Below are 7,675 nucleotides of genomic sequence, written 5' to 3' on the forward strand. Positions count from 1 at the left end.
GGCCCGCCAGGCCGCCGGGCGCCCGCGACAGGTAAATGGACCAACCGTTGCTGGTGCGGCGCACGGTTGAATTGGGGTTCGCGGGGGCGGGATCCGGCGGCTCCGTCCACGCCGTCGACATCGACAGCGGTGTGCAGTTCGAGTACGGGGCGGACAACCCGGTGCTCCTGGCCAGCGTCTGCAAGATCCCGGTGTTGGTGGAGCTGTACGCCCGGTCCGACGAGGGCACCGTCGACCTGAGCAGCCGCGTGCATGTGCGGGCGACCGGCCGGTCGCCCGGTCCGACCGGGTTGTCGGTCATGCTCGACCCGGTCGACGTCTCCTTGCGCGACCTGGCCTACTGGATGATGAGCGTGAGTGACAACGCGGCGACGGACGTCCTGTGCGAGCTGCTCGGCATCGACGCCATCAACACCAGGATGAGCAGCCTGGGGCTGAAGGAGGTTCGGCTGGAGGGGACTTGCCGAGACATCTACGACGCTTTCGACGAAGAACTCGGCGGCGCCGACGTACTCGACCTGAGCGACACGGAAGCCGAGCAGCTGCGAGCATCCCGCGTGCTGCACATCCCGTCTGCCACTCGCGGGACACCCCGCTCGATCACCTCCCTCCTCTCGATGATCTGGCGGGACCAGGCGGCGTCGGCCGAGGCCTGTGCGGCGATGCGCCGCATCCTCGGGCTGCAGGTCTGGCCGCACCGGCTGCGCAGCGGTTTCCCGGACGACAAGGTGGCCGTTGCGGGCAAGACCGGGACCTTGCCGTTCGTCCGCAACGAGGTCGGCGTGGTGGAGTACCCGGACGGCGGCCGGTATGCCGTCGCCGTCTTCACATGCCCCGATTCGCTGGCGTACGCGAACCCTCCGGCCGACGCCGTCATCGGCACCGTGGCCCGCGCCGCCGTCGACTACATCCGGGCGGTGCAGCCGACCGGCTGACCTCCGATGCTTCGCTCGGCGCCCGAACGCGGCCGCACGCCGCCCCGTACCGGGCACCGCCGGCAGCCGGCCCGTCCCCCGGGAGCCGGCTGCTGGTGGTTTCCGGGTCCGCATCCCGGGTCCTACCGCAGGGACTCCAGGTTTACATAGTCGCTGGAGACCGTGACCTCCTCCAGTGCGCCGGGCTGGACCTCGACACCGAAGCCGGGTGCGTCAGGCACCTGCAGGTGCCCGTCGGACAGGACGAAGGGCGCGGTGATGTCCTGGGCGTAGTAACGCGCGGACGCCGAGGTGTCGCCCGGCAGGACGAAGCCGGGCAGCGCGGCGAGCGCCACGTTGGCGGCCCTGCCGACACCCGTCTCGAGCATGCCCCCGCACCACACCGGGGCCCCGATGGCGGTGCAGACGTCGTGGACGCGCCGGGCCTCCAGGTAGCCGCCGACGCGACCGGGCTTGATGTTGACGATCGAGCAGGCCGCCATGGCCAGCGCGTCGACCGCGGCGCGAGCCGAGGTGATCGACTCGTCCAGGCAGATGGGCGTGCGGATGCGCTTGGCCAGTTCGGCGTGGCCGCGCAGGTCGTCCTCGGCCAGCGGCTGCTCTATCAGCAGCAGGCCGAACGGGTCCAGTTGGGCGAGTCCGGGTGCGTCGATGGGGGTGTACGCGGTGTTGGCGTCCACTTGGAGCAGCAGTTCGTCGCCGAAGCGTTCCCGCACGGCCCGCACGGGTTCCACGTCCCAGCCGGGTTGGATCTTCAGTTTGATGCGCAGGTAGCCGGCGTCCAGGTAGCCAGCCACCGCGTCGAGCAACCGGTCCGTAGAGTCCATGATTCCGACGGAGACACCGGCCGGGACCTTGTCGTGCACCGCGCCCAGGTAGCGGGCGAAGGGCATGCCGGCGGCCCGCAGTTCGGCGTCGAGAACGGCCATCTCCAGGGCCGCTTTCGCCATGCGGTGGTCCTTGACCGGAGCGAGCAGCGGCGCGACACGGGCGGCCGTCACCTCGCGCACCGCGGCGAGCCGGGGCAGCAGGACGTGTTTGACGACGTGCTCGGCACCATCGAGGTACTCCGCCGAGTACAGCGGGTCGCTCATCGCCACGCACTCGCCCCAGCCTTCGCCGTCGGGGGTGACCATGCGGAGCAGCAGTAGCTCGCGGGCGTGCTGGGTGCCGAACGAGGTGCGGAAGGGCTCGATGAGCGGCAGCCGTACGCGCCGCAGTTCGCATCCGGTGATCTTCACGACGGGTTCCTCCGGGTGAGTAGGTAGTGTCCGGACCGGGTGCAGGTCCGGATTGCGTAGCCCTCGACGAGGGCGCCGGTCAGGGCGGTGCGCAGCGCGAGCCGCCACCGTGCGGCACCGGCGGGGTCCTCGCGGCGCACGGCCTCGATGTCCGGGGGGATCCAGCACAGCTGAGCCTCGGCTCCGGTGGGGTGCGGCTCGGGGCCGCCGTCCGGGCCCTGCGCGAGCCGGGACTCGGCGTGGGCGGCGGTATCCGGCTCCGCGGGTCGGCGGCTTGGCGCACCGTCGAGCAGATCGATGACGTGGGGGGCGAGCAGCGGCCAGGTGAGGTGGAGCCGGTCGCTCTGCTGGCCTGCGTTGATCCCGTCAGTCATGTCGCCGTAGAAGTCCGTCAGGTACTCGGTCGCGCGGGCACCGAGTTTGACCAGGTTGAAATAGGCGTTGCGCCGTACCAGCGGGTCGAACGTCCAGGTCACGCTGTCGATCCCGCGGCGGATCGCCCAGGCACGCTGGTGGAGTTTGAGCGCGAAGCCGATGCTGCGCCCCTGTGCGCCGGCGCGGACGCCGCTGATATGGGAGTGCAGGGTCGGCCGGTCGCACAGACCGAGGAAGGCGACGGACACGCCGAGCAGTTCCTCGCCTTCGAAGGCGCCCACCACGTAGTTGCCCGCGTAGGCGAGCGCCCGCATGACGTCGGAGTTGAGTGGCGGCCGGTCGGTGTTCCAGATGTCCGCGAACAGAAGGGCCGCGCTTCTCAGCGCAGGGATGTCGCTGAGTTCGCGCACGTCGACTCCGGCACGGGCCTGGGCGGCCGCCGCGGCGGCCGCCGCCCGGTCCAGCGCGTCGGGTACGGCGCCCGTGAGGGCGGCTGAGGGTGAAGTAGCCACCCCCTCACTCTGTTTGCATCCGCCGGCAAGTGCTTCGTCGCAGCAGATCAATCCTGGCCGGGGACTTGGTGGGGGCCGACGACGTGGAGGCCTCCGGCGGTGGCCGGCGCGCTGTGCGTGCCTCGGAGACCATCAGCCGCAACTGCAGCCAGAGCACGAGGCGTTCGTCCGCGTCCCCCAGGTCCACGGCGAACAGCTCCCCGATTCGGCGAATGCGGTACCGGAAGGTGTTCTGGTGCACGTGCAGGCGGTCCGCTGCGACGGCGGTGTCACCGAAGGCGTCGAGGTACGCCAGGAGGGTCTCGGCGTACCGGGTCCCCCTTTCGGCGTCGTGGCGCAGCATGGAGGTGACCGAGGCGAGCTGCATCCTCGGGTCGTTGGCGAAGGTCTCTTCGAGTTCCAGCAGGATCGCCTGGCAGCGCACGTCATCGATGGACGCGACGCGGGTGCGGTGTGGTTCGGCGGCGAGCACCGCCAGGACCCGGTCCGCCTCTTGGCGCGAGCGCGGTACGTCCGCGAAGTCGGCCACCGCGGATCCGATGCCGGCCCGCAGCCGGGTATGCAGCGACTCCTCGGAACGGGTGATGACGGTCTCGGCCAGTGACGCCACCCGCGTCTGCGGTACGTCCTCCGGAAGGGGGAGCAGGGCGTAGACGACCTGTCCCTCGACCACACAGGAGGTGGAAGAGGTCAGCGTCTCCGCGCAGGCGGTCACCAGGTCCGCGACCTGCAGCCCGAGGATGTTGACCGGGGTGCCGGACGAGGAGGGCAGTTCGAGGGCGAGCACGGTCATCCGGCCGGAGTCGATTCCGAACCTGGCCGCGGAGGGGGGCTTTCCGGCGAGCAGGGAGCGGAGCAGTTCGCCGCGTGCCCGGCGTTCCAGCTCCGTGGCGCGGCGCAGCCTGAGCAGGTGGAGCGCGGCCACCCCGGCGGCGTCGGCGAGTGCCTGCTCCGCCTCGGGACCGAACGGGGTGCCGGACTCCACCGCCCAGATGGAGCCGAGGAGTTCGGTACCGGCCCGGACCGCCACTGCGAGGCGGGGCAGCGGCGAGGCGTCGCCGACCCGGATGACGCCGGGGGCGCGCCACAGCCGCCGGTAGATCCGCAGGTAGTGGTCGTCCAGGGGTACCTGCCGCCCGAGGATGGTGTCGCGGCGCGCGTCGTCGATCGGCTGGCCGGGGAGGTTGGAGTAGGCGAGGACCCGCTGCTGGGGGTCCTCGACGGTGATGGCGCCGCCCACCATCGCCGCCACGGCGTTGGCCAGGGCGAACAGGTCGCCGACCGCGGCGGCCGAGGGAAATCCTGGTGCGTCCTGCCCTGAGTTGCCCGCGGCGGCGGCGAGCAGCGCGTCGACATGCCGCCAGGGAATGACGTCGGCGACGGCGAGCACAGCGATTCCGGCGGTGGCTGCGGCCTTCACCAGCGGGCCGGTGTCCGCCCCGCGGGTCTTGAGGGCGATCGCCGCGGCGCCTGCCCGGCCGAGCGCGGGCAGGGCGTCGAGGAGGGCCGCAGCGTTGGGGCGCATCCCGACGGCCAGCAGGATCGCCCCTTCGTGGGCCGGCCCCTCCTCCTCGGTGACGTCCAGGACGCTGTGCCCGGTCACCGGGATGTCACATCCCGCTGGCGCGGCGAGCAGGCGGGCGGCGGATGTCCCGAGCAGGTCGAGTATCCGCGCCAGGGAGGGATGTGCGTAGTGGTTCGTCACGTTCCGTCCTTCCAGTGCTGCTTACGGTCGCACGCCGCACCCGGCGGGGATATGTGCGGGGCCACATGGTCGCCGCACCGGATTGGTCGCGGAAGACGAGGTGAGGGTACGGGCCTTTGGCGAGACTGCCGTCCGCAGGCAACCACAGTGAGGAGACGTGGCGTGTACGAGCTGAAGTTGCGCGGGGGCACCGTCTACGACGGCCTGGGTTCCCCTGGTGTGCGGGCGGACGTCGCCGTGACGGGCGACCGTGTGATGGCGGTCGGCCGTGATCTGGGCCCCGCCCGGCGGGAGATCGACGTCGCGGGGATGGCGGTCGCGCCGGGGTTCATCGACCCCCACAGCCACTCGGACATGGTCCCGATGATGTCCGATGCGCAGCCCTTCAAGCTGCTCCAGGGTGTGACGACCGAGATCGCCGGCAACTGCGGCTACTCCGCCGCCCCGATGGACGACGCGGCCGCGCAGGAGGCCCAGGCACTGTTCGGCGACCTCGCGGCCGGGACCGCGTACACGGCGCGCTCCTTCGGCGGGTACCTCGACGACATCGAGGCCGTCGGTCCCACGAACCACCTGGCCGTGATGGTCGGGCACCACACGCTGCGGCTGACGGCCAACGGCATGCGCCGGCGGCTGACCCCCGAGGCGCTGGCAGCCATGTGCACGCTGGCGGACGAGGCATTCGCCGCGGGGGCCGTCGGCTTCTCCAGCGGTCTGATCTACACACCAGGGGCGTACGCCGACGTCGAGGAACTGGTGGCACTCGGCAAGGTCGCCCACCGATGGGGACGCCCGTACGCGACGCATATGCGGGACGAGAGCGACGCCCTGGAGGCCGCCCTGGACGAGGCGATCGAGATCGGTCGGCGGGCGCGCATCCCGGTGCAGATCTCCCATTGCAAGGCGGCGGGACGGCCCAACCATGGCAAGTCCGCGATCCTGCTGGGGAAGCTGCACGCGGCGCGGGTGGCCGGCGTGGACGTCCGCGGTGACGTGTACCCCTACCTCGCCGGAGGCACCATGCTCCACGCGATGCTGCCCCCCGAGGCGCTCGCCGGAGGCGCCGAGGCGCTGCTGGCCCGGATGGCCGACCCGACCGAGCGTGCCCGGCTGCGCGCCAGGGCCGAGGACCCGGCGCAGGCGATGGCGGCGGGCCTGTGGCGCCAGGTGACGCCCGCCGACGTGCTGATCAACCGTCACCGGGACACCGGGGTCGTCGGCCGGACCCTGCAGGAGGTCAGCGGCGCGGGCGACGCGTGGGAGGCCCTGTGTTCCCTGATCACAGCTGACGTGAACGCGATGATCGTGCCGACCATGATGGCCGAGTCGGACATGCGGACGATGATGGCCGATCCGCTCATCGGCATCGGTTCGGACAACGGCATGCCCACCGGGCTGGATCATCCACGCACCTGGGGCTGCTTCCCACGGTTCCTCGGCCGCTACGTGCGGGAGGAGGAAGTGGTGGACTGGCCGGAGGCGGTCCGCAAGGCGACCTCGGCGACCGGCGCCCAGTTCGGCCTCGCCGGACGCGGCTGGGTGGGGCCCGGCGCCATCGCCGACCTGTGCGTTTTCGACCCGGAGAAGATCGGCCATGACGGCACCTACGACGTGCCCGACGTCAAGCCGACGGGCATCCCGTACGTGGTGCTGGCCGGGGAAGTCGTGGTGGACTCCGGGGAGTTCACCGGTGAGCGGCGCGGTCGTGTGCTGCGTGCGGGCCGCGGCGAGCGAGCCGCCGGAACGGCGGTGGCGGGGTGAAGCACGCCTCGCTGCTCGCCGCGGCCTCCTCGGCGGCGCCGCGGATGCGGGCCGAGCTGGCCGCGCTGGTGGAGCAGGAGTCGTTCTCCTCGGACCTGCCGGCCCTGCACTCGTGTGCGGACCTGGTCGCGGAACTCGGCGCACAGGCGCTGGGAAGGGTGCCCAGGCGACTGGAGCTGGGGGGCCAGCCTCATCTGCTGTGGCCGGGCTCGGGTACCGGCGACGTTCTGGTGCTCGGCCACTTCGACACGGTGTGGCCGACCGGCACGCTCGCCGGGTGGCCGTTCGCGGTGGACGGTGACCTGGCGACCGGCCCCGGTGTATTCGACATGAAGGCAGGCATCGTGCAGATGTTCGCGGCCTTGCGGCTGCTGTCGTCGTCGGAGGGCGTCGCGGTCCTGCTCACCAGCGACGAGGAGTTAGGCGCTCCGTCCTCGCGCGAGCTGATCGAGGACACCGCCCGCGGCTGCCGGGCGGTGCTGGTGCCGGAACCGAGCGCGGACGGGGCGCTGAAGACCGCGCGCAAGGGCATCGGCGCCTACCGGCTGGACGTCCGCGGGCGGGCGGCGCACGCGGGACTGGAGCCGGAGAAGGGCATCAACGCGACCGTGGAAGTCGCCCACCAGGTGCTGCGAATCGCCGCGTTGGGCGACTCCACCGCCGGCACCAGCGTGACCCCGACCGTGCTGTCGGGCGGCTCCTCCATGAACACGGTGCCGGAGCGCGCCTCGGTGAAGGTGGACGTGCGGGCATGGACGGCGGCCGAGCTGGAACGGGTGGACGCCGCCCTGCGCAAGCTGGCGGGCGTGGCCGCCGGCGCCGGCCTGGAACTGGACGGGGGCGTCAACCGCTACGCGCTGGAGCCCTCCCATTCGGCGGACCTGTTCGCCTCGGCCGCGCAGGAGGCCCAGGCACTGGGGCTGGCCCCCCTGCGCCGCGCGGCGGTCGGCGGCGGCTCGGACGGCAACTTCACCGCAGGGCTCGGGGTGCCCACCTTGGACGGGATGGGCGCGGTGGGGGACCATGCACACGCCCCGGGCGAGTACGCCGACTTGTCCGCGATGGGGCAGCGGGCGGCGCTCATGGCGGCGCTCATGGGACGGCTGCTCGGCACCGGCTGAGGGACTGCCCGGCATGGGCTCGGGG

General features: G+C 71.9%; 6 protein-coding genes. 3 read left to right on the forward strand and 3 right to left on the reverse strand.

All coding sequences use genetic code 11. From position 1 onward, the window contains the following. Positions 1 to 35 precede the first annotated feature (35 nt). A complete protein-coding gene (locus ACFW2E_RS36190; protein ID WP_384473058.1) occupies positions 36 to 935 on the forward strand; it encodes a serine hydrolase in 900 nt (299 codons plus the stop codon). 122 nt (positions 936 to 1,057) lie between these two features. Here the strand turns inward: ACFW2E_RS36190 and menC are convergent, their stop codons facing one another. From menC to ACFW2E_RS36205, 3 genes are read right to left on the reverse strand one after another with little or no spacing between them, the layout of a single operon-like run. Further along, positions 1,058 to 2,176, reverse strand: coding sequence for an o-succinylbenzoate synthase (gene menC / locus ACFW2E_RS36195; RefSeq protein WP_384473061.1), 1,119 nt, complete (start codon positions 2,174 to 2,176; stop codon positions 1,058 to 1,060). Further along, complete coding sequence (locus ACFW2E_RS36200; protein WP_384473064.1) at positions 2,173 to 3,063, reverse strand: GNAT family N-acetyltransferase; 891 nt, start codon at positions 3,061 to 3,063, stop codon at positions 2,173 to 2,175. Before ACFW2E_RS36200 ends, menC begins: the two co-directional genes overlap by 4 nt. Positions 3,064 to 3,067: 4 nt before the next feature. Further along, complete coding sequence (locus ACFW2E_RS36205) at positions 3,068 to 4,768, reverse strand: PucR family transcriptional regulator (RefSeq protein ID WP_384473067.1); 1,701 nt, start codon at positions 4,766 to 4,768, stop codon at positions 3,068 to 3,070. A gap of 162 nt (positions 4,769 to 4,930) precedes the next feature. Between ACFW2E_RS36205 and ACFW2E_RS36210 the strand changes: the two genes are divergently transcribed. Continuing rightward, positions 4,931 to 6,529 carry an amidohydrolase family protein gene (locus ACFW2E_RS36210; protein ID WP_384473070.1) on the forward strand — a complete coding sequence of 533 codons (1,599 nt, stop codon included), beginning with the start codon at positions 4,931 to 4,933 and terminating at the stop codon, positions 6,527 to 6,529. After that, complete coding sequence (locus tag ACFW2E_RS36215; protein ID WP_384473072.1) at positions 6,526 to 7,650, forward strand: M20 family metallopeptidase; 1,125 nt, start codon at positions 6,526 to 6,528, stop codon at positions 7,648 to 7,650. The genes ACFW2E_RS36210 and ACFW2E_RS36215 overlap by 4 nt, the downstream gene beginning before the upstream one ends. The last annotated feature ends 25 nt before the right edge of the window (positions 7,651 to 7,675 follow it).

Source organism: Streptomyces sp. NPDC058964, assembly GCF_042741275.1.
GTDB lineage: Bacteria > Actinomycetota > Actinomycetes > Streptomycetales > Streptomycetaceae > Streptomyces.

Coding starts and splice junctions, on each gene's coding strand:
- ACFW2E_RS36190 (WP_384473058.1), top strand. CDS start 36: ATGGACCAACCGTTGCTGGTGCGGCGCACGGTTGAATTGGGGTTCGCG.